Source organism: Streptomyces sp. R-74717, from assembly GCF_047305335.1.
Lineage (GTDB): Bacteria > Actinomycetota > Actinomycetes > Streptomycetales > Streptomycetaceae > Streptomyces > Streptomyces atratus.
Genome location: NZ_CP102361.1, coordinates 7,185,406 through 7,202,983, shown reverse-complemented (window position 1 = coordinate 7,202,983; position 17,578 = coordinate 7,185,406). Strand labels below are relative to the sequence as shown.

Genomic DNA, 17,578 nt, shown 5'->3' with positions numbered 1-17,578 from the left:
CGACCGCGAACACCGACGGCGCCAGGCCGAAATCAAGCCCGTCGGGGCCCCGCCCATGCCCTTGAGGCCATGGGGAGATCGAGGACGCGCTCTCGGCCGCAGGCCGACGTAAAGCATGGGGCCCCGAACCAGACGGTTCAGGGCCCCACCTGCAAGCGCACACGGCTCAGCCGTTCTTCGCCGCCTCTGCGGTGCCGTTCTTCGCCGGCGCCTCCGCGGCACTGTCCTCGGCGTGCCCGGCGTCACCGTCAGCATCCGCGTCCGCGTCCGCGTCCGGGGCAGCGTTGGACACGGCGTCGCGGTCCGCGTCCGCGTCACCCGCGACGTCACCGCCCTCCGCGCCCTCGGCGTCCACCGCGTTCGGTTCCACGATCTCCTCGCGCCCCGGCCGTACCTTCGCCGAGATCACGATGTACGCCACCGCCAGCACGAACACGATTCCCGCGGTCCACACATTGAGCCGTACGCCCAGGATGTGGTGGGCCTCGTCGACCCGCATGTACTCGATCCAGCTCCGCCCCGCGCAGTACGCGGCGACGTACAGCGCGAACGCCCGGCCGTGTCCGAGCCTGAAGCGCCGGTCCGCCCAGATCACCAGCAGGGCGACGCCGATGCACCACAGCGACTCGTACAGGAACGTCGGGTGGTACGTACCGGCGACCCGGTTGGGGCCCTCGCTGATCTTCAGCGCCCACGGCACATCGGTCGGCTTGCCGTAGAGCTCCTGGTTGAACCAGTTGCCCCAGCGGCCGCATGCCTGGGCCAGGGCGATACCGGGGGCGAGCGCGTCGGCATAGGCCGGCAGCGGAATCCCGCGGCGGCGGCAGCCGATCCAGGCGCCGACGGCGCCGAGCGCGATCGCACCCCAGATGCCGAGGCCGCCCTGCCAGATCTTGAAGGCGTCGACCCAGTTCTCACCCTCGCCGAAGTACAGCTGGTAGTCGGTGATGACGTGGTAGAGCCGGCCGCCGACAAGGCCGAAGGGCACGGCCCAGACGGCGATGTCGGCAACGGTGCCGGCTCTGCCGCCCCGGGCGATCCAGCGCTTGTTGCTGAACCAGACGGCGACGAAGACACCGATGATGATGCAGAACGCGTAGCCGCGGAGCGGGATCGGGCCGAGCTCGATCACGCCGGTCGACGGGCTGGGAATGTAGGCAAGGTCCATGGCAGGGTCGACGCTACCTTGCCGGGTGGGGCGTACGGCAACCCACCCGACAACTTCTGGGTAACGGGCAGGTCATCTGTTCCCCCTGTCGGACACCGCTCAGGATCCCGACGGTGCCGGGGTGACCGTGCCCGGCTTCTTGCCCTTGTTGACCTTGTTGGCCTCGGCGACCCACTTCTTCAGGTTGGCCGCGGTGATCGGTTCGTTCCCCTTCTTCGGGAAGATCGACTCGCCGTTGAGCAGCGCGGTCGGCGTGCCCTCGAATCCGGCCTTCAGGAACGTCGTGTTGGACTTCTGGACCCAGCTGTCGTGCTTGCCGTCCTCCACACAGCTGCGGAAGGCGGCGGTGTCGAGTCCTGGGACCTTCCCGGAGAGCTTGATCAGCTCGGCGTTGTCGGCGAAGGCGTCGACGGACTCCTGCGGCTGGTTGCGGTAGAGGACGTCGTGGTACGCGGAGAACTTGCCGACGTCCTGTGCGCAGGCCGCGGCGTTGGCCGCCCGCAGCGAGCCGCTGCCGCCGAGATTGCCGTCGATGATCGTGGCGAGGCGGTACTCGACCTTGATCTGCCCGGCGCTCTCCAACTGGTGGATGGTGTCCCGGAACGCGTTCTCGAACTGGGCGCAGACCGGGCAGCGGAAGTCTTCCCAGATGGTGAGTGCGGACGGGGCGTCGTCCGCGCCGACCTGGATGACCAGGCTGTCCTTGCCGGTCGCATCGGACGGCGCGACGGCGGGGCCCGCCGTCTTGCTCTTGCTGCTGTTGTCGCCCGTGTTCGCGGCGATCACGCCGACGACGGCGGCCAGCGCCAGCACACCCACCAGGCCGGCGCCGACGATCAGCATGCGCCTGCGGCGCTCGCGCGCCTTCTGGCGCTCCCGCTGCTGGACGAGCCGGTCTCGCGCGGCCCTTTTTCCCTGTTCGTTCTTCTCGCTCACACCCGCGCAACGACCCGGGGAGGCACGTGCGTGCCTCCCCGGGTCCAGGTCCACCCATTTGGATTACACCTGTTTCAGCGCTTTCGAACGCCTTCGGCGAGTTCGCCCGCCAGGGAGCGGACCGCGGCCAGGCCCGCCTCCTCGTCGGGGGCGTCGAGCATGCCCTTGACGAAGGCCGAGCCGACGATCACCCCGTCGGCGAAGCCCGCGACCTCGGCGGCCTGTCGGGCGTTGGAGACGCCGAGTCCGACGCAGACCGGGAGGGACGTGGTGGCGCGGGTGCGCGCGACCAGGTCCTGGGCCTGCTCGCCGACGGACTCGCGGGTGCCCGTGACACCCATCAGCGAGGCCGCGTACACGAAGCCGGAGCCGACCGCGGTGATGGTGGCGAGGCGCTCGTCCTTGCTGCTCGGCGCGACGACGAAGACGGTCGCCAGACCGTGCTTGTCAGCGTGTTCGCGCCACAGTTCGGACTCCTGGACCGGCAGGTCGGGCAGGATGCACCCGGCGCCGCCCGCCTCGGCGAGCTCGGCCGTGAAGCGCTCGACGCCGTACCGGTCGATCGGATTCCAGTACGTCATGACGAGGATCGGGACACCGGTCGCCTCGTACGCCTCGCGGACCGTGCGCATCACGTCGGCGATCTTCACACCGCCGCGCAGGGCGATGTCGTCGGCGGTCTGGATGACCGGGCCGTCGAGCACCGGGTCGCTGTGCGGCAGCCCCACCTCGACAATGTCCGCCCCGCCCGCCACGACCGCCTTCACGGCGGCGATCGCACCGTCGACGGTCGGGAAGCCGGCCGGGAGGTACGCGATGAGTGCGGCCCTGCTCTCCGCCTTCGCCTGTGCGAGGGACGAACTCAGCAACTCCACATTGCCGCTCACTTGGTGACCTCCTCTTCCCCGTCGGCCACGTCGGCCTCGACGACCCCGTCGGTCGCGTTGTACAGCCCGAAGTAGCGGGCTGCCGTGTCCATGTCCTTGTCGCCGCGGCCGGACAGATTGACCACGAGAAGTCCGTCCTTGCCGAGCTCCTTCCCGACCTCCAGGGCTCCGGCCAGCGCGTGGGCGCTCTCGATGGCCGGAATGATCCCTTCGGTACGGGAGAGGAGGCGCAGCGACTGCATGGCGGCGTCGTCGGTGACCGCGCGGTACTCGCCGCGGCCGATGTCCTTGAGGTACGCGTGCTCCGGGCCGATGCCCGGGTAGTCGAGGCCGGCCGAGATGGAGTACGGCTCGGTGATCTGGCCCTCGTCGTCCTGGAGGACGTAACTGCGCGAGCCGTGCAGGATGCCGGGCTCGCCCGCGGTCAGGGTCGCCGCGTGCTCGCCGGTCTCCACACCGTGTCCGGCGGGCTCGCAGCCGATCAGCCGGACGTGCGCGTCCGGGATGAAGGCATGGAAGAGCCCGATGGCGTTGGAGCCGCCGCCGACACAGGCGATGGCGGCGTCCGGCAGCCGGCCGGTCCGCTCCAGGATCTGGCGGCGGGCCTCGACGCCGATGACGCGGTGGAAGTCGCGGACCATGACGGGGAAGGGGTGCGGTCCGGCGACGGTGCCGAAGAGGTAATGCGTGTGGTCCACATTGGCGACCCAGTCGCGGAACGCCTCGTTGATGGCGTCCTTCAGGGTTCTGGAGCCGGACCTCACGGCGATGACCTCGGCGCCGAGCATCCGCATCCGCGCCACGTTCAGCGCCTGCCGCTCGGTGTCGATCTCACCCATGTAGATGGTGCAGTCGAGGCCGAAGAGCGCGCAGGCGGTCGCGGTGGCGACGCCGTGCTGGCCGGCGCCGGTCTCGGCGATGACGCGGGTCTTGCCCATGCGCTTGGTGAGCAGCGCCTGACCCAGCACGTTGTTGATCTTGTGCGAGCCGGTGTGGTTCAGGTCCTCGCGTTTGAGGAAGATCCGGGCGCCGCCCGCGTGCTCGGCGAAGCGCGGGACCTCGGTCAGCGCGCTGGGGCGGCCGGTGTAGTTGACCATGAGCTCGTTGAGCTCGGCGGCGAAGGCCGGGTCGGCCTTCGCCTTGTCGTACTCGACGGCGACCTCGTCCACGGCGGCGACGAGCGCCTCCGGGATGAACTTGCCGCCGAACGCACCGAAGTACCCCTCGGCGCTGGGGACCAGACCCTCCGGGTCCGGAATGAAGAAGTCAGATGACATCCGACGTGCTCCTCGACATTGCAATGGGTGGGTTCACCGTATGCGCCGTGAGCGGAGCGCCGCCGCGACCGGGAGCGGTCGGGCGTGCGGTCGTACGTACGACAGGAGTGGTGCGGGTACGTCGGCCGGGGCTCGCTACAGCGCGGACCCCGTGCGCCATCGCATGCCGTTGACCTGGCCGGGCTCGTCGCCGATCACGTACCGCACGCGCCTGCCGTGCACGCGCCGGGCGGGGGCGCGGCAGCCGCGGGGGCGGCAGCCGCGCGCCAGCGGCGCGTGCGGTACCCGGGCCGTCATTCCGGCGGGGCGCACGCCCGGCCGGATACGGGGCCCGGGACGGTCGGCGGACATGGTTGCGGTCAGCTCCGTCCGTGCCGGAGCGCCGGGTGGGCGCCGGCGGCGACCAGGTCGGCGACGGCGGCCCGCGGGTCGCGGCCGGTGACCAGGGATTCGCCCACGAGCACCGCGTCGGCGCCCGCGTTGGCGTACGCGATCAGGTCGTGCGGGCCGCGGACGCCGGACTCGGCGACCTTGACGATGTGGTTCGGGATCTCGGGGGCGACGCGCTCGAAGGTGGAGCGGTCGACCTTGAGGTCCTTCAGGTTGCGCGCGTTGACACCGATGATCTTCGCTCCGGCGTCCACGGCTCGTTCCGCCTCCTCCTCGTCGTGCGCCTCGACCAGCGGCGTCAGGCCGATGGACTCGGCGCGCTCGATCAGGGAGACGAGGGCCTCCTGGTCGAGGGCGGCGACGATCAGCAGGGCGAGGTCGGCGCCGTAGGCGCGGGCCTCCCAGAGCTGGTACGAGGTGACGATGAAGTCCTTGCGCAGGATCGGGATGTCGACCTTGGCGCGAACGGCCTCCAGGTCGGCGAGCGAACCGCCGAAGCGGCGCTCCTCGGTGAGGACCGAGATGACGGACGCGCCGCCCGCCTCGTAGTCCGCGGCGAGCGCGGCCGGGTCGGCGATCGCGGCAAGTGCCCCCTTGGAGGGGCTTGAGCGCTTGACCTCGCAGATGACGGTGACGCCCTCGCCGCGCAGGGCGGCGATTCCGTCCTTGGCCGCAGGAGCGCGCGCCGCACGTTCCTTCAGCTCGTCGAGGCTGACACGCGCCTGCCGCTCTGCGAGGTCGGCGCGTACGCCATCGATGATCTCGTCGAGCACACTCACGCGAGCGGCCCCCTTCCGGGACGGTGATGAGGGAACAGGATCAGCCATGTCAATGCTATCCGCAGGAGGCCGAAGGGCCCGAATCCAGTCGCCGAATGTCCCACTACCTGGGCATTCAGGGCGCCAGCGCCGATCCGAACGGCAGATTCCGGACGATCGAGAAGATCAGCAGCACGGCCCCGGTCCCCCACCAGACGACGGGCTTCACGGCGACGCTCATGGGCCTGCCCCGCCAGGCGCGGGCCATCCAGACCACCCAGAGGACGGCGAAGATCCCGTAGCCGACGACGGCGAGCGCATTGGAGCCGAGGGCAGCGGCGATGTCGCCGTGCGCGACGGCGTGGGCACTGCGCAGCCCGCCGCAGCCCGGGCAGTACAGGCCGGTGAACCGCAGCAGTGGACAGACCGGGTAGTGGCCCGGCTGGTTGGGGTCGACGGCACCGACGTAGCCGAACGCCCCGATGACGGCGGCCATGACTCCCACCGGGGTGGCGAGCCGCCAAAAACGCGAGACGGGGACGGGGGCCGGAGGGAAGACCTGCGGGGACGGCTGCGGGTCGGACATCAGCGGATGTCCGGACATCGGCGGGTGGCAGGGGGCGGGCCGGGAGCCCGGCGACGACGGTGCGGCGGCTGGAGTAGGCGATGCGTCCACTCGGTGATTGTCCCCGCTGATGCGGAAAGGCGCAGCCCGGGCCGGGCTGCGCCTCGCATTCGTACGGGTGGTGCGTGCGTCAGGAGATCTGAGCCTGTCCGGCCCGCGCCCTGGCCGCGGCCATCTCGGCGGACTCCTTCGGCATGCCGAGGCCGGCGGCCTTCATCGCGAGGCCGACGATCCCGCCGAGGAAGATGACGGCGATACTGGCCCAGAAGCCGATCGGGTTGGCCGCGACCATGAAGACACCTCCGGCGCAGAAGCCGAAGAAGGAGATGATGACACCGGTCCAGGCGGCCGGGGTGTGTCCGTGGCTGCTGCCCGCCATGAGTTGCTCCTTGTTGGTGATGCGCTGTTGGTATCGCTGTACGCAAAGTTGGTGCCGCTGTTGGTGCCGCTGTGCAGAAAGCTCGACCTCATTGTCCCGTACGTGCGGGTAGGACGTGAGGTGGGGGGGTCATGCCTCGCGCGTCGGGTCCTCGCCGCGGTCCAGGGCCTTCCACAGGTCCTCGGGCCGGTCCGGGTCCGGGACGGTGCGGGCGGCTTTGCGGGGGCGGGGGGTGCCGTCCCGTTCGTACCGTCCCGACATGGTGGGCCAGAGCTTCCCGTACCGCAGGGCGAGCAGCCCGGCGAGCAGGATCAGCAGGCCGCCGGCTGCGGTGACGTAGGGCCACGCGGTGTGGCTGAGCGCCTCGATGGTCGCCGAGGCGTCGCCGGTGGTCTGCGCGGCCTTCTCGTCGAGCGCCGAGCTGTCAAAGGCGCCCAGGTAGGCGCTCAGTCCGGCACCGAGGCCGCTGAGGGCGAGGAGCCCGGCGACGATCAGCCGTGCGCCGCTGCGGACGGCGAAGACGGCGACGAGGGCGGCCAGGCCGACTACGGCGAGGGCCGCCGGGAGACCGGTGACGTCCTGGCCGTCGGCGGTCAGTGGCAGGGTGCCGCCACCGACGGCCGCCCGGCCCTCGGCCCACGTCTGGCCGGAGGCGAGCAGGACGACGGTGGCGCCGGCCGCCCCGAGGAGCAGACCGACGGCCAGGCTGCGGCGGCTTCCCGCGGCGTCGGACGCGGTGGCGGCTCGGGCACGGGGCTGGGGTACGGGGACAGCACTCACGTCCTCCACTATCCCTTACCGCCTCATGCTCCGTGGAGCCGGTTGGCCGTATGCACCGCGCGGAGCACCGCGGCGGCCTTGTTGCGGCACTCGGTGTCCTCGGCGACCGGGTCGGAGTCGGCGACGACACCTGCTCCGGCCTGGACATACGCCGTGCCGTCGCGGAGCAGGGCGGTCCGGATCGCGATGGCGGTGTCGGAGTCCCCGGCGAAGTCGAGGTAGCCGACGCAGCCTCCGTACAGTCCGCGGCGGGTCGGTTCGAGCTCCTCGATGATCTGCATCGCGCGGGGCTTGGGAGCGCCGGAGAGGGTGCCCGCGGGGAAGCACGCGGTGAGGACGTCGAAGGCGGTGCGGCCCTCGGCGACGCGGCCGGTGACGGTGGAGACGATGTGCATCACGTGCGAGTACCGCTCGATCGACATGAAGTCGACGACCTCGACGCTGCCGGGTTCGCAGACCCGCCCCAGGTCGTTGCGGCCGAGGTCGACGAGCATCAGATGCTCGGCGCGTTCCTTCGGGTCGGCGAGGAGTTCGTCGGCGAGCGCCTGGTCCTCCTGCGGGGTGGCGCCGCGGTGCCTGGTGCCGGCGATCGGGTGGACCATGGCGCGTCCGTCCTCGACCTTGACGAGGGCTTCCGGGCTGGAGCCCGCGACGTCGAAGCCGTCGAAGCGGAAGAGGTACATGTACGGCGACGGGTTGGTGGCGCGCAGCACCCGGTAGACGTCCAACGCGCTTGCCGTGCACGGGGTTTCGAAGCGCTGGGAGGGGACGACCTGGAAGGCCTCGCCGGCCCTGATGCGTTCCTTCACGTCCTCGACGGCGTCCTGGTACGCCTTGCCGCCCCACAGAGCGGTGTACGGGGGGAGCTCGGACGGCGGGAGAGCCGCGGGGGCGTTCTCGACGGGGCGCGAGAGGTCCCGCTCCATGGCGTCGAGACGGGCGACGGCGTCCGCGTACGCCTCGTCGACGCCGGTCGCGAGGTCGTTGTGGTTGATCGCGTTGGCGATCAGCAGGACGCTGCCGTCCCAGTGGTCGAGTACGGCCAGGTCCGAGGTGAGCAGCATGGTCAGCTCGGGAACGTGGAGGTCGTCCTCGACGCTGTCGCCGATCTTCTCCAGGCGGCGCACGATGTCGTAACCCAGGTAGCCGACCATGCCGCCGGTGAACGGGGGCAGCCCGTCGTCGACGACCAGGTCATGGGGGGTGTGCAGGGTCTCGATGGTGGCGCGCAGGGCCAGCAGCGGGTCCCCGTCGACGGGGACGCCGACGGGCGGGGTGCCCAGCCAGAGGGCCTGTCCGTCGCGTGCGGTGAGGGTGGCGGCGCTGCGTACCCCGATGAAGGAGTAGCGCGACCAGGTGCGGCCGTTCTCCGCGGATTCGAGGAGGAAGGTGCCGGTGCGCTCGCCCGCGAGTTTGCGGTAGAGCCCGACCGGGGTGTCGCCGTCTGCGAGGAGCCGGCGGCTGACGGGGATGACGCGCCGGTCGACGGCCAGCTTGCGGAAGGTATCGAGATCCATGACGGCTGACCCTACTGAGCGAGCGGGAGGACGTCTGCGTCGAAGCAGGTGCGGTCGCCGGTGTGGCAGGCGGCACCCGTCTGGTCGACCTTGACCAGGACGGTGTCGGCGTCGCAGTCGAGGGCGACGGACTTGACCTGCTGGATGTGGCCCGAGGTGTCGCCCTTGACCCAGTACTCCTGACGGCTGCGGGACCAGTAGGTGCAGCGGCCGGTGGTGAGGGTGCGGTGCAGGGCCTCGTCGTCCATCCAGCCGAGCATCAGCACCTCACCGGTGTCGTACTGCTGGGCGATCGCCGGGACGAGGCCGTCGGCACCGCGCTTGAGGCGGGCGGCGATGGCCGGGTCGAGGTTGCCGGACGGCGGCGGAGTGCTGGGCGTGGTCGCGCTGGTCATGCGCCCATTGTGCCGTGGCCGCGGGAGCGGCTCTGTGCAGCGTCCACTGGGCGGACCGCGTGCGGCGGTCGTACGCTGGCGAGCATGTCGACCCATGCGAAGCGTGAACGACTTCTGCTCGCCGACCTGTTGGAGGCGGCGGGACCGGAAGCCCCGACCCTGTGCCACGGCTGGACGGCCCGGGACCTGGCCGCCCATGTGGTGGTCCGCGAGCGCCGGCCGGACGCGGCGGGCGGGATTCTGCTGGGCGCGCTCAAGAACCGCCTTGAGCGGGTGCAGGCCGAATTCGCCTCGAAGCCGTACGAGGAGCTGATCCAGCTGATCCGTACGGGACCGCCGAGGTTCTCCCCGTACGCCGTGAAGCAGGTCGACGAGGCCGCCAACACCATCGAGTTCTACATCCACGCGGAGGATGTGCGCCGGGCCCAGCCGGACTGGTCGCGGCGCGAGCTGGACCCGGTCTTCGCCGATGTGCTCTGGTCGCGCGCCGAGAAGACGGCCCGGCTGCTGGGCCGCAAATCCCCGGTGGGACTGGTGCTGCGACGCCCGGACGGCCAGACGGCGGTGGCGCACAAGGGCACCCCGGTGGTGACGGTCACCGGCGAGCCGGGCGAGCTGCTGCTCTTCGCGTTCGGCCGGCAGGACGCGGCGACGGTGGACCTCGTGGGCGACAAGGAGGCGGTGGCCCGGCTGCACACGGCGGAGCTGGGGATGTAGGACCGACCGGTGGATGGGGGGCGGGCCAGCTGTCCGGCGGCGGTGATCCGGGGCGCTTTTGGGTGGGGTGTTGCCGCGACCGGAGATGCGACGCGACTGCCCTCGGAACGCCGATCGCCGGACGGAGCCGAAAAATCGGCTCCGTCCGGCGATCGATGAGTGCTGCGGTCAGCGGACCGGGTGTCCGGCCTCCCTGAGCGCGCCCTTGACCTCGGAGATCCGCAGATCACCGAAGTGGAAGACGGACGCGGCGAGCACCGCGTCGGCGCCCGCCGCGATGGCGGGTGCGAAGTCTGCGAGCCGGCCCGCGCCGCCGGAGGCGATGACGGGGACGGTCACGTGCTCCCGTACCGCCGCGATCATCTCGGTGTCGTAGCCGTCCTTGGTGCCGTCCGCGTCCATCGAGTTGAGCAGGATCTCGCCCGCGCCCAGCTCGGCGGCCCGGTGCGCCCATTCGACGGCGTCCATGCCGGTGCCCCTGCGGCCGCCGTGCGTGGTGACCTCGAAGTTGCCCGCGGGTGTGCGCCGGGCGTCCACGGAGAGCACCAGGACCTGGCGGCCGAAGCGCTCGGCGATCTCCCGGATGAGGTCCGGGCGGGCGATGGCCGCGGTGTTGACGCCGACCTTGTCCGCACCGGCCCGCAGCAGCTTGTCGACATCGTCGGCGGTACGGACGCCGCCGCCGACCGTGAGCGGGATGAAGACCTGCTCGGCGGTGCGGCGCACCACGTCGTAGGTGGTCTCCCGGTCGCCGCTGGACGCGGTGATGTCCAGGAAGGTCAGCTCGTCGGCGCCCTCGGCGTCGTACAGCTTCGCCATCTCGACGGGGTCGCCCGCATCGCGCAGGTTCTGGAAGTTGACGCCCTTGACGACCCGGCCGTTGTCGACGTCCAGGCACGGAATGACGCGTACCGCGAGGGTCATCGCGCACCTGCCCGGTATGCCTCGACCTCGACCTCGACGACCAGGCTCGGGTCCACGAACCCGGACACGATGATCATCGACGCGGCGGGGCGGACGTCGTCGAAGAGCTCCTTGTGGGCGCGGCCGACCTCGTCCACGTCCCGGGCGTGCGTGATGTACATCCGGGTGCGGACGACGTCCTCGCGGCCCAGACCGAGCTGCTTCAGGGCGTCGAAGGCGACCTTGAAGGAGGTGACGGTCTGCTCGTACGGGCCGCCCGCGGAGATCTGCCCGTTCTCCACCGACGTGCAGCCGGCGACCAGGACGAGGCCGTTCGGCAGCTCGACCGCGCGGGAGTAGCCGAACTTGTCCTCCCAGGGGGCGCCGGAGGAGATGCGGTTGACGGAGTCGGTCATCCGGAGACCACCTGCAGTGCTTCTTCGAGGGTGAACGCCTTCGCGTACAGCGCCTTGCCGACGATCGCGCCCTCGACGCCGTTGGGGACGAGCGAGGAGATGGCCCGCAGGTCGTCCAGCGAGGAGACACCGCCGGAGGCGACGACGGGCTTGTCCGTGGCGGCGCAGACGTTCTTCAGGAGCTCCAGGTTGGGGCCCTGGAGCGTACCGTCCTTGGCGATGTCGGTGACGACGTAGCGGGCGCAGCCCTCGGAGTCGAGACGGGCGAGCGTCTCGTAGAGGTCACCGCCGTCGCGGGTCCAGCCGCGGCCGCGCAGTGTCGTGCCGCGGACGTCGAGGCCGACGGCGATCTTGTCACCGTGTTCGGCGATGACCTTGGCCACCCACTGAGGGGTCTCCAGGGCGGCGGTGCCGAGGTTGACCCGGGTGCAGCCGGTGGCGAGGGCCGCGGCGAGCGAGGCGTCGTCGCGGATGCCGCCGGAGAGCTCGACCTTGATGTCCATGGAGCGGGCGACCTCGGCGATCTGCGCCCGGTTGTCGCCGGTGCCGAACGCGGCGTCCAGGTCGACCAGATGCAGCCATTCGGCGCCCGCCTGCTGCCAGGCGAGGGCGGCCTGCAGGGGGTCACCGTAGGAGGTCTCGGAGCCGGACTCGCCGTGGACGAGGCGGACGGCCTGGCCGTCGCGGACGTCGACGGCGGGGAGGAGTTCAAGCTTCGGCATTACAGCGTCTCGATCCAGTTGGTCAGCAGCTGGGCGCCGGCATCGCCGGACTTCTCGGGGTGGAACTGGGTGGCCCACAGGGCGCCGTTCTCCACGGCCGCGACGAACGGCTCGCCGTGGGTGGCCCAGGTGACCCGGGGCGCGCGGATCTTGGCGTTGGTGACCTCCAGGCTCCAGTCGTGCACGGCGTAGGAGTGCACGAAGTAGAACCGGGCCTCGGGGTCGAGACCTGCGAAGAGCTGGGAGTCCTCGGGGGACCGCACGGTGTTCCAGCCCATGTGCGGGACGATCGGGGCCTTCAGCGGGGCGACGGTGCCGGGCCATTCGTCCAGCCCCTGCGTCTCCACACCGTGCTCGATGCCGCGCTCGAAGAGGATCTGCATACCGACGCAGATGCCCATGACGGGGCGGCCGCCGGAGAGCCTGCGGCCGATGATCCATTCCCCGCGGGCCTTCTTCAGCCCCTCCATGCAGGCGGAGAACGCACCGACGCCGGGCACCAGCAGCCCGTCGGCGTTCATCGCCTTCTCGTAGTCGCGGGTGATCTCGACATCCGCGCCGACGTGGGCGAGGGCCCGCTCGGCGGACCGGACATTGCCGAAGCCGTAGTCGAAGACGACGACCTTCTTCTTGTCGCTCTTCTTCTTGTCGCTCACAAGTCGTACCTCAGTCCCAGAGTCCCTGGATCCGCATGACGCCTGCCACCAGGCACATCACGGACGCGAGCCCGAGCAGGACGATGACGCCCTTGGGCATCTTCTGCTTCGAGAAGGAGTAGACCCCGCCGGCCAGGAACAGGCCGACCAGGATCAGGATGGTGTTGAGGCCGGTCACAGCGCGCCCTTCGTGGAGGGAAGAATTCCGGCAGCACGCGGATCGTGCTCACTGGCGTACCGCAGGGCGCGGGCGAGCGCCTTGAACTGGCACTCCACGATGTGGTGGGCATTGCGCCCGTACGGCACGTGGACGTGCAGGGCGATCTGCGCCTGGGCGACGAAGGACTCCAGTATGTGCCGGGTCATCGTCGTGTCGTACTCGCCGATCATGGGCGCCATGTTCTCGGGCTCGGTGTGCACGAGGTACGGGCGGCCGGACAGGTCGACGGTGACCTGGGCGAGCGACTCGTCCAGCGGGACGGTGCAGTTGCCGAATCGGTAGATGCCGACCTTGTCGCCGAGGGCCTGCTTGAACGCGGCACCCAGGGCGAGGGCGGTGTCCTCGATGGTGTGATGCGAGTCGATGTGCAGGTCGCCGTCGGTCTTGACGGTGAGGTCGAAGAGTCCGTGCCGGCCGAGCTGGTCGAGCATGTGGTCGTAGAAACCGACCCCGGTCGACACCTCGACCTTGCCGGTGCCGTCGAGGTTGATCTCGACGAGTACCGAGGTTTCCTTGGTGGTGCGTTCGACTCTTCCTACACGGGCCGCGCGAGTCATGCGTCGTGCTCCTTCTTGGCGATCTCATTTACAAGCGTGCGTACCGCATCGAGGAACGCGTCATTCTCTGCCGGGGTGCCCGCGGAGACCCGCAGCCATCCAGGTACGCCGTTGTCCCGGACCAGGACGCCCCGGTCGAGAATCTGCTGCCAGGCGGTGTGGCTGTCGGCGAAGCGGCCGAACTGGACGAAGTTGGCGTCCGAGTCGGTGACGTCGTAGCCGAGAGCGCGCAGCCGGGTGACGATCCGGTCGCGCTCGCTCTTGAGCTGCGCGACGTATCCGAGCAGCGTATCCGTGTGCTCCAGGGCGGCGAGCGCGGTGGCCTGGGTGATGGAGGACAGGTGGTACGGCAGTCGCACCAGCTGGACCGCGTCGACGACGGCCGGGTCGGCGGCGAGGTAGCCGAGGCGCAGTCCGGCGGCGCCGAACGCCTTCGACATGGTGCGCGAGAGCACCATGTTCGGCCGGCCCTCGATCAGCGGGAGCAGCGAGGCGTGGTGGCTGAACTCGCCGTACGCCTCGTCGACGACGGCCATCGACGGCTTGGCCGCCTGGGCGGCCTCGTACAGCGCGAGTACGGTCTCGGCGTCGACGGCGGTGCCGGTGGGGTTGTTGGGCGAGGTGATGAAGACGACGTCGGGCCGGTGCTCGGCGATGGTCTTCCGGGCGGCCTCGACGTCGATGGTGAAGTCCTCGTTGCGCGGTCCGGAGATCCAGCCGGTGCCGGTGCCGCGGGCGATGAGGGCGTGCATGGAGTACGAGGGCTCGAAGCCGATCGCGGTGCGCCCCGGGCCGCCGAAGGTCTGCAGCAACTGCTGAAGCACCTCGTTGGAACCGTTGGCCGCCCAGACGTTGGCGAGGCCGACCTCGTGCCCGGCGGTGCGGCTCAGGTAGCGGGCCAGCTCCGTACGGAGCTCGACGGCGTCCCGGTCGGGGTAGCGGTTGAGGTCGCGGGCGGCCTCGCGGACGCGCTCGGCGATCCGGTCGACGAGCGCCTCGGGCAGCGGGTACGGGTTCTCGTTGGTGTTCAGCCGCACGGGTACGTCGAGCTGCGGCGCGCCGTACGGGGACTTGCCGCGCAGTTCGTCGCGGATCGGGAGATCGTCCATGCGGGTGGTGTTGCTGTGCGTCACTGTTGCGGAACCTCTCCGCCGAACCTGGCCTTGAGCGCGGCGCCGTGGGCGGGGAGGTCCTCCGCCTCGGCGAGGGTCACGACATGGTGGGTGACCTCGGCGAGCGCATCGCGCGTGTAGTCGACGATGTGGATGCCGCGCAGGAAGGACTGCACGGACAGGCCCGAGGAGTGGCAGGCGCAGCCGCCGGTCGGCAGGACGTGGTTGGAGCCGGCGCAGTAGTCGCCGAGCGAGACCGGGGCCCACGGGCCGACGAAGACCGCCCCGGCGTTGCGGACCCGGTCGGCGAGCGCGGCGGCGTCGGCGGTCTGGATCTCCAGGTGCTCGGCGGCGTACGCGTCGACGACCTTGAGGCCGTCCTCCAGGTCGTTGACCAGGACGATCGCGGACTGGCGGCCGGCCAGTGCGGGCTCGATCCGGTCGGTGACGTGCTTCGTCGCGGCGACCTGCGGCTTCAGCTCGGCCTCGGTGGCTGCGGCCAGTTCCTCGGAGTCGGTGACGAGGACGGCGGCGGCCATCGGGTCGTGTTCGGCCTGGCTGATCAGGTCGGCGGCGACGTGCACCGGGTCGGCGGTGGAGTCGGCGAGGATCGCGATCTCGGTGGGGCCCGCCTCGGCGTCGATGCCGATCCGGCCCTTGAGGAGGCGCTTGGCGGCGGCGACATAGATGTTGCCGGGGCCGGTGACGAGGTTCACCGGAAGACATTCGGCCGTTCCGTACGCGAACATCGCGACGGCCTGGGCGCCGCCGGCCGCGTACACCTCGTCGACGCCGAGCAGGGCGCAGGCGGCGAGGATCGTCGGGTGCGGCAGACCGTCGAAGTCCTTCTGCGGCGGGGATGCGACGGCGATGCCCTCGACGCCCGCCTCCTGGGCCGGTACGACGTTCATGACGACGGAGGACGGGTAGACGGAGCGCCCGCCCGGTACGTACAGCCCGACGCGCTCGACCGGCACCCACTTCTCGGTGACGGTGCCGCCGGGGACGACCTGGGTGGTGTGCGTGGTGCGGCGCTGCTCGCGGTGGACGAGGCGGGCGCGGCGGATCGACTCCTCCAGGGCGGCCCGTACGGCACGGTCGAGCCGCTCCAGCGCCTCGGCGATCGCCGAGGCCGGGACGCGGATCGAGTCGATCCGTACGCCGTCGAATTTCTCCCCCCACTCGATCACTGCCGCCGAGCCACGATGGCGTACGTCCTCGCAGATGGGCCGCACCGTCTCCAGGGCGGCTTCCACGTCGAACTCGGCACGGGGCAGCAGGTCGCGCAGGGCTCCACCCTCGGGGAGGGCGTTGCCGCGCAGATCGATTCGAGAGATCACACCGCAATTCTCGCAGACCGCCTCCGGCGTCCGGTCGCCCGTATCACTGGCTGATACATGTCCCGGACGTCACTGCTGACCAATAGCGTTCACTTCGTCACACAGAGGGAAGAACAGCTCCGAGCGGAAGGGGCACCCGTGACCGAACCGCACGACGGCGATTTTCCGGACGGTCTCAGCGCGGCCGAACTGGGCATGTGGCAGGCGTTCCGGAACGGCAGCACCTACGATCTGCGCGCCCGCGACCCGGCGCGGGACGATCCGTTCGCGCCGCGCACCTGGGGACCGGAGCGCAGTGTGGACGGGCGCGTCGTCGCCCGGCTGCTGCTGTCCGGGCCACCGCCGCGGCCCGGCCGGGTCGCGGCGCTGAAGCTCCGGGGCGTACGGATCACCGGGACGCTGGATCTCGCGGGCGGGCGCGTCGCGCCGTACGTCGAGCTGACCGGCTGCCGCTTCGAGAGCGAGGTGGCGCTGCCGGAATGCCATTTCACGACGTTGCGGATGGTCGGCTGCGCGATGCCGCGGCTGGAGGCGGCCCGGCTGCGCACCGAGGGCGATCTGCATCTGCCGCGCTGCCGCATCAAGCGCGGGATCCGGCTCACCGACGCACAGATCGGCACCGATCTGCTGATCAACCAGATCGAGATCGGCCCCGACCGCAACGGGCGGGCCCTGGCCGGTGACGGGCTGGCGGTCGCCCAGGACCTGCAGGCGGAGATGGTCGAGGCGCGCGGCGAGCTGAGCCTGCGCGGGGCGAAGGTCGGCGGCTCGCTGAGTCTGCGCGGCAGCCGACTGCGGGGCAGGGAGGGACGGCGCGCACTGAACGCCCCTCAGCTGACCGTGGAGCGGACGCTGTACATGAGCGAGGCGTGGGTGAGCATCGACACCGGGAACCAGGGCACCACTCCCCCGTACGGCATCGTCATGGCGCCGACCCCGGCGCGCGGTACGCGTTCGCAGATCTTCGAGTGCCGCGGCGGGGTGCGCCTGGACGACGGACGGTTCGGCGACGCGGTCGATCTGCACAAGGCGCGGTTCGTACTGGCCAGGCACGAGGAGCTGTCGCTGCGCCGGATCGTCACCCCGGAGCTGCGGTTCAACGCGGAACAGCCGGAGGAGGGCCGGGTCGTGCTGAACGGCGCGAAGGTCGTCACGCTGATCGATGTGTCGACCAGCTGGCCGGGGCCCGGCGGTCTGGCGATGGGCGGTTTCGTGTACGAGAACCTCGTCCCGTACGGGCACTTCCCGCTCTCCCGGCGCCTGGAGTGGGTGGCGGCGGCGACCCCGGAGTACGTACCGGAGCCGTACGAACGCCTCGCCACGGTGCTGCGCAACTGCGGGGAGGACGCGGACGCCCGCGAGGTGCTGCTGGCCAAGCAGCGGCGGCGCCGCGAGACGCTGCCGCCCGCCGCAAAGCTCTGGGGCTTCCTCCAGGACTGGACGGTGGCGTACGGCTACCGGCCGGGGCGGGCCGCGGTGTGGATGGCGGTGCTGTGGGCGGCGGGTGCGGTGGCCTTCTCCCAGCACGTCCCGGCGGCGATCAAACAGGATGAGCATCCGCAGTGGAATCCGGCGCTCTATGCACTCGATCTGCTGGTGCCGGTCATCAACCTCGGCCAGGACGGTTACTGGCGTATGGAGGGCGGCTGGCAGTGGGCGGCGGCCGTGCTCGTCCTGCTGGGTTGGATACTGGCCACGACGGTCGCGGCAGGCGCCTCACGGCTGCTGCGCCGGGGCTGACCGGAATCCGGCTTCGGCCGGCCGGACGACCGACCGTCCGACCGGCCGAAGCCCTTCTGCGCAGTGGCCGTCGCAGGCCGGAG

At 70.8% G+C, this 17,578-nt stretch carries 21 protein-coding genes; 2 read left to right on the top strand and 19 right to left on the bottom strand.

Going from position 1 to position 17,578, the window contains the following annotated elements; translation table 11 throughout:
* Positions 1-166: 166 nt before the first annotated feature.
* The 11 genes from lgt to hisI form a co-directional block, all read right to left on the bottom strand.
* Positions 167-1,168: a prolipoprotein diacylglyceryl transferase gene (gene lgt, locus NRF20_RS33000; RefSeq protein ID WP_413753802.1), complete on the bottom strand. Its 1,002-nt coding sequence runs from the start codon at positions 1,166-1,168 to the stop codon at positions 167-169.
* 99 nt (positions 1,169-1,267) lie between these two features.
* Entirely contained in the window at positions 1,268-2,104 is an 837-nt protein-coding gene (locus tag NRF20_RS32995; protein ID WP_398629599.1) for a DsbA family protein, read from the bottom strand.
* A 74-nt stretch (positions 2,105-2,178) separates the two neighbouring features.
* Positions 2,179-2,991, bottom strand: a complete 813-nt coding sequence (trpA, locus tag NRF20_RS32990) for a tryptophan synthase subunit alpha (protein ID WP_398629600.1) — start codon at positions 2,989-2,991, stop codon at positions 2,179-2,181.
* Positions 2,988-4,268, bottom strand: a complete 1,281-nt coding sequence (gene trpB, locus NRF20_RS32985; RefSeq protein ID WP_398629601.1) for a tryptophan synthase subunit beta — start codon at positions 4,266-4,268, stop codon at positions 2,988-2,990. The genes trpA and trpB overlap by 4 nt, the downstream gene beginning before the upstream one ends.
* Before the next feature lie 135 nt (positions 4,269-4,403).
* Positions 4,404-4,619: a tryptophan biosynthesis modulator TrpM gene (gene trpM, locus NRF20_RS32980; protein ID WP_398629602.1), complete on the bottom strand. Its 216-nt coding sequence runs from the start codon at positions 4,617-4,619 to the stop codon at positions 4,404-4,406.
* 8 nt (positions 4,620-4,627) lie between these two features.
* Positions 4,628-5,437 (bottom strand): indole-3-glycerol phosphate synthase TrpC, encoded by an 810-nt coding sequence (gene trpC, locus NRF20_RS32975; RefSeq protein ID WP_266362044.1) that lies wholly within the window; start codon positions 5,435-5,437, stop codon positions 4,628-4,630.
* Positions 5,438-5,552: 115 nt separating this feature from the next.
* Positions 5,553-6,092 (bottom strand): DUF2752 domain-containing protein, encoded by a 540-nt coding sequence (locus NRF20_RS32970; protein WP_398629603.1) that lies wholly within the window; start codon positions 6,090-6,092, stop codon positions 5,553-5,555.
* A gap of 79 nt (positions 6,093-6,171) precedes the next feature.
* Positions 6,172-6,420, bottom strand: a complete 249-nt coding sequence (locus NRF20_RS32965; protein ID WP_398629604.1) for an HGxxPAAW family protein — start codon at positions 6,418-6,420, stop codon at positions 6,172-6,174.
* A gap of 129 nt (positions 6,421-6,549) precedes the next feature.
* Positions 6,550-7,209 (bottom strand): TIGR02234 family membrane protein, encoded by a 660-nt coding sequence (locus NRF20_RS32960; RefSeq protein ID WP_398629605.1) that lies wholly within the window; start codon positions 7,207-7,209, stop codon positions 6,550-6,552.
* A gap of 14 nt (positions 7,210-7,223) precedes the next feature.
* On the bottom strand, positions 7,224-8,717 hold the full coding sequence (locus NRF20_RS32955) for an anthranilate synthase component I (protein ID WP_398629606.1): 1,494 nt from the start codon (positions 8,715-8,717) through the stop codon (positions 7,224-7,226).
* A gap of 11 nt (positions 8,718-8,728) precedes the next feature.
* The gene (hisI, locus tag NRF20_RS32950) at positions 8,729-9,112 is read right to left on the bottom strand and encodes a phosphoribosyl-AMP cyclohydrolase (protein ID WP_398629607.1); all 384 of its coding nucleotides are present in this window, start codon (positions 9,110-9,112) and stop codon (positions 8,729-8,731) included.
* Positions 9,113-9,196: 84 nt separating this feature from the next.
* Between hisI and NRF20_RS32945 the strand changes: the two genes are divergently transcribed.
* Entirely contained in the window at positions 9,197-9,829 is a 633-nt protein-coding gene (locus NRF20_RS32945) for a TIGR03085 family metal-binding protein (RefSeq protein ID WP_266362033.1), read from the top strand.
* Between the two features lie 168 nt (positions 9,830-9,997).
* On the opposite strand, the gene hisF is transcribed toward NRF20_RS32945, so the two are convergent.
* From hisF to hisD, 8 genes are read right to left on the bottom strand one after another with little or no spacing between them, the layout of a single operon-like run.
* The gene (gene hisF / locus NRF20_RS32940; RefSeq protein WP_398629608.1) at positions 9,998-10,753 is read right to left on the bottom strand and encodes an imidazole glycerol phosphate synthase subunit HisF; all 756 of its coding nucleotides are present in this window, start codon (positions 10,751-10,753) and stop codon (positions 9,998-10,000) included.
* Positions 10,750-11,148, bottom strand: a complete 399-nt coding sequence (locus NRF20_RS32935) for a RidA family protein (RefSeq protein WP_093894915.1) — start codon at positions 11,146-11,148, stop codon at positions 10,750-10,752. The genes hisF and NRF20_RS32935 overlap by 4 nt, the downstream gene beginning before the upstream one ends.
* Positions 11,145-11,870, bottom strand: a complete 726-nt coding sequence (gene priA, locus NRF20_RS32930) for a bifunctional 1-(5-phosphoribosyl)-5-((5-phosphoribosylamino)methylideneamino)imidazole-4-carboxamide isomerase/phosphoribosylanthranilate isomerase PriA (RefSeq protein WP_266362029.1) — start codon at positions 11,868-11,870, stop codon at positions 11,145-11,147. The genes NRF20_RS32935 and priA overlap by 4 nt, the downstream gene beginning before the upstream one ends.
* The gene (gene hisH / locus NRF20_RS32925) at positions 11,870-12,526 is read right to left on the bottom strand and encodes an imidazole glycerol phosphate synthase subunit HisH (RefSeq protein WP_398629609.1); all 657 of its coding nucleotides are present in this window, start codon (positions 12,524-12,526) and stop codon (positions 11,870-11,872) included. The genes priA and hisH overlap by 1 nt, the downstream gene beginning before the upstream one ends.
* A gap of 10 nt (positions 12,527-12,536) precedes the next feature.
* Positions 12,537-12,704: a hypothetical protein gene (locus NRF20_RS32920; protein WP_176740053.1), complete on the bottom strand. Its 168-nt coding sequence runs from the start codon at positions 12,702-12,704 to the stop codon at positions 12,537-12,539.
* The gene (gene hisB, locus NRF20_RS32915; protein WP_093894918.1) at positions 12,701-13,303 is read right to left on the bottom strand and encodes an imidazoleglycerol-phosphate dehydratase HisB; all 603 of its coding nucleotides are present in this window, start codon (positions 13,301-13,303) and stop codon (positions 12,701-12,703) included. The genes NRF20_RS32920 and hisB overlap by 4 nt, the downstream gene beginning before the upstream one ends.
* Positions 13,300-14,436, bottom strand: coding sequence for a histidinol-phosphate transaminase (locus tag NRF20_RS32910; RefSeq protein WP_413753801.1), 1,137 nt, complete (start codon positions 14,434-14,436; stop codon positions 13,300-13,302). The genes hisB and NRF20_RS32910 overlap by 4 nt, the downstream gene beginning before the upstream one ends.
* The gene (hisD, locus tag NRF20_RS32905; RefSeq protein WP_413753800.1) at positions 14,433-15,755 is read right to left on the bottom strand and encodes a histidinol dehydrogenase; all 1,323 of its coding nucleotides are present in this window, start codon (positions 15,753-15,755) and stop codon (positions 14,433-14,435) included. Before hisD ends, NRF20_RS32910 begins: the two co-directional genes overlap by 4 nt.
* Positions 15,756-15,893: 138 nt before the next feature.
* Between hisD and NRF20_RS32900 the strand changes: the two genes are divergently transcribed.
* The gene (locus NRF20_RS32900) at positions 15,894-17,495 is read left to right on the top strand and encodes an oxidoreductase (protein WP_398629611.1); all 1,602 of its coding nucleotides are present in this window, start codon (positions 15,894-15,896) and stop codon (positions 17,493-17,495) included.
* Positions 17,496-17,578 lie beyond the last annotated feature (83 nt).

Bases quoted from the DNA above. Each gene is read 5' to 3' on its own strand.
- lgt (WP_413753802.1), bottom strand. From the start codon at position 1,168: ATGGACCTTGCCTACATTCCCAGCCCGTCGACCGGCGTGATCGAGCTC.
- trpB (WP_398629601.1), bottom strand. From the start codon at position 4,268: ATGTCATCTGACTTCTTCATTCCGGACCCGGAGGGTCTGGTCCCCAGC.
- trpM (WP_398629602.1), bottom strand. From the start codon at position 4,619: ATGTCCGCCGACCGTCCCGGGCCCCGTATCCGGCCGGGCGTGCGCCCC.
- NRF20_RS32965 (WP_398629604.1), bottom strand. From the start codon at position 6,420: ATGGCGGGCAGCAGCCACGGACACACCCCGGCCGCCTGGACCGGTGTC.
- NRF20_RS32955 (WP_398629606.1), bottom strand. From the start codon at position 8,717: ATGGATCTCGATACCTTCCGCAAGCTGGCCGTCGACCGGCGCGTCATC.
- hisI (WP_398629607.1), bottom strand. From the start codon at position 9,112: ATGACCAGCGCGACCACGCCCAGCACTCCGCCGCCGTCCGGCAACCTC.
- NRF20_RS32945 (WP_266362033.1), top strand. From the start codon at position 9,197: ATGTCGACCCATGCGAAGCGTGAACGACTTCTGCTCGCCGACCTGTTG.
- hisF (WP_398629608.1), bottom strand. From the start codon at position 10,753: ATGACCCTCGCGGTACGCGTCATTCCGTGCCTGGACGTCGACAACGGC.
- NRF20_RS32935 (WP_093894915.1), bottom strand. From the start codon at position 11,148: ATGACCGACTCCGTCAACCGCATCTCCTCCGGCGCCCCCTGGGAGGAC.
- priA (WP_266362029.1), bottom strand. From the start codon at position 11,870: ATGCCGAAGCTTGAACTCCTCCCCGCCGTCGACGTCCGCGACGGCCAG.
- hisB (WP_093894918.1), bottom strand. From the start codon at position 13,303: ATGACTCGCGCGGCCCGTGTAGGAAGAGTCGAACGCACCACCAAGGAA.